This is a genomic window from Trinickia sp. (genome assembly GCF_035492435.1).
GTDB lineage: Bacteria > Pseudomonadota > Gammaproteobacteria > Burkholderiales > Burkholderiaceae > Trinickia.
Genome location: NZ_DATJJF010000181.1, coordinates 1 through 2652, shown reverse-complemented (window position 1 = coordinate 2652; position 2652 = coordinate 1). Strand labels below are relative to the sequence as shown.

3 protein-coding genes are annotated in these 2652 nt (G+C 60.1%); all 3 read right to left on the bottom strand.

From position 1 onward, the window contains the following. Positions 1-119 precede the first annotated feature (119 nt). The gene (locus VL598_RS13230) at positions 120-1088 is read right to left on the bottom strand and encodes a DUF3300 domain-containing protein (RefSeq protein ID WP_325327183.1); all 969 of its coding nucleotides are present in this window, start codon (positions 1086-1088) and stop codon (positions 120-122) included. Between the two features lie 471 nt (positions 1089-1559). Then, positions 1560-2036, bottom strand: a complete 477-nt coding sequence (locus tag VL598_RS13225) for a YbhB/YbcL family Raf kinase inhibitor-like protein (RefSeq protein WP_325327182.1) — start codon at positions 2034-2036, stop codon at positions 1560-1562. Positions 2037-2135: 99 nt separating this feature from the next. Next, the coding region (locus VL598_RS13220) for a TolC family protein (protein ID WP_325327181.1) at positions 2136-2652 on the bottom strand (517 nt) is incomplete at its 5' end.

Here is a 2652-nt window from a genome sequence, read left to right as displayed (position 1 = left end):
TCGTTGGGCAAGCAAATGACCCCTCGTGCGACGGCCGCCGCCGGGCTGCAATCGTTATATCGGCTTGCAGCCCTCCCTGGGTGAAGCGAACCGCGCGTGAAGGGAGCGAGCCTCGTCGGCTAGCGGTGCCCTCCGCCGCCGTGGCCTCCACCACCCCCAAAACCACCACCCCCAAAACGGCCTTCGCCGGCGCGCCCCGCATCGCCGAAGCCCTCCCGTCCATGGCCGGCTTCGCCAGAACCGATGAATCCTTGGCGCGTTACGCCGCTAAACTGCCGAGCGTTGATACCCAGCGGGGTCTGCGGCGCCGCAAACCCGTGCTGCTGCTGTGGTATGCGCATATTCGTCGAGCCGGGGAATGTGCGCTCGCCATTGAACGCGTGGGCAGTCCCAAATTCACCGGATTGACGGACAAAATTATCTCGATCGATGCCTGCTCGATCGTGCCAGGCGTAGTTGCCGTGCTGATACGTTACGGCTCGGTGACGCCAGTCAGGCCTCCAATGGTTCCAGCCCCAGCCATAGTTGCCGAAGTACCACACCCCGAAACCTACGCCAAATGCGAGGCCCGGGCCATCGAAGTAAAGGCCCGGGTAGGGGTACCAGCCCGGCCATGCAGCAACCGGCTCGCCATAGGCAAGCCAAGGGTCGTATTGCGGCACGTAGACGAGGTCGGCATCTGTCGGCTCGATCGTGATCGCTTGATCGTCGGTTGTGACTGTCTGCTGGCCCGTGCTTGTGAGGGTTCCGGCTTGTTCGGCCCGTTGGCGCATCGCCTGCACGGCGGCCATTAAAGCCTGCGGCTGCTCCTTGTAGGCGTCACCCAGCGATGAGGTCCACGTCAGGTTCTGGTCCAAGTTCGCCAGTACCGACGGAAACTCCGTGAGCGCCTTGACGCTAGGATCCCAGCTTTGCGTGTTGACTTCGTTGGCCAACGCATCGCCCTTCAGTTCGGGATGCGCGGTCACCCATCGGTCCGCTTCGACCACCTCGACCGTTTGAGTTGACGCCGCGAAGATTTGCGCCACCAAGGCGTCCGGGTACAGCGCAATGGGCGCAACGAGCTGTTGCAGTTGTTCGGCTGTCAACGGCGTTGCGCTTACGGATACGGATGGTGCAGGTGAGCTCGCTGGGTCAGCGTGTGCCTCGCAGGCGATACCGAGCATCAAACATGAGGATGCCAAGACCCAATAGCCCCGTTTTAAACGTTTCATACGATTCGCTCTCTGCTGCTTGCAATTTCATTTCTTTCGCGGTTGTTTTCATTATTTTCTGACACGCGAAAAGAATCAGTGTCACTTTAAATGATAGACGGCAAAGGTGTCGGTGAACTGAGCATGGCATTACGTTAATGTCATTTAAGCGGCGAATGGCGGTTTTGGCTGGTGGTCTTGGGTGTCGGTAGACGATGCCTCGCCGGTTCGACGGCCTCAGCGGGCGATGCCGCCGCCCGCTACGGGGGAGTCAGATTGATGGGGCAATTCAGTGGATGTGAAAGGCTCGCAGTCTCATTCGGGCAGCGTGCGAGCGTCCGATTACATCGTGGATCGATCGGTTCTTCACCGCTTTTTGTAAGTTCCGATCAGCTCGGCATGCTCGATCACGTGTCCGCGCATCGCGTGCTCGAGCGCAGTTTTGCTCGGCCGGCCGAGATCAGGCAGCGTTGTATCGAGCGCATAAAGCTTGAGAAAATAGCGATGACGACCGACGGGTGGACACGGACCGCCGTAACCCGTGCGCTTCCAATCGTTGGTGCCTTCGAGCGTGCCGGCCGGCAACGTCGTGCTTTGCGCCCCTGCAGGCAGTTGCGCCGACGCACTCGGCGAAATGTTGTAGAGCACCCAATGAACCCAAACCCTTTGGGGCGCTGCAGGGTCTGGCGCGTCGGGGTCGTCCATGATTAAGGCTAGGCTCTCTGTCTTCGCAGGCACACCGGACCACGCAAGCGGCGGTGAAATGTCCTGACCTTGGCAGGTAAAACGCTCAGGAATGCCATCGCCTGAATGAAACGCAGAGGAAGTCAAAGTCAACGCCATGATTCGCTCCTTCATGTCGGTATGTGAACGGATCGTCCAAAAAATTAGGTCTCCTGACTAATCGTCGTCGTAGTCGCACGGTTACCCGCTGCGCTTGGTTCAGAAAGGCGGCGTATTCGTCGTCCACCCTCCGCCTAATGCCTGGAACAATGCTGCCGTATCGGCAAGCCGATCGGCGTGCGCACGCGTTCGATCTAGCGAGGTCTGCGAGACTTGCCGCTCGGCGTCGAGCAGCTCGGAGCGACCGACGCCGCCGGCGGCATATTGCGCACGCGTGATTGCCATGCTTGAGCGCGCCTCACCTGCTGCAATCTCGCGCGCTTGAAGTGCCTGTGCATCGTCTTGCAGCGCTCTCAGCGCATTGGCGACTTGCTCCAATGACTGCAGCACGGTTTCGCGATAGTCCGCGAGCGCTGCTTGATAAGCGGCAACGGAGGCGCGTTTTTGCGCACGCAATGCGCCGCCACGAAAAATTGGCTGCGTCATGGAGAGGCCGAAGTTCCAGATATTCAAACTGTCGGGTAGCCCCCCGATGCGCGTGCGCTGCGACCCCGCGCCGGCGGAAATCAAAAATGCCGGATAAAGGTTGGCTGTCGCGACGCCAATGTTCGCGCTT

What these genes read in the sequence shown, in the direction of transcription:
- VL598_RS13225 (WP_325327182.1), bottom strand. Translation starts at nt 2,036, where the DNA reads ATGGCGTTGACTTTGACTTCCTCTGCGTTTCATTCAGGCGATGGCATT.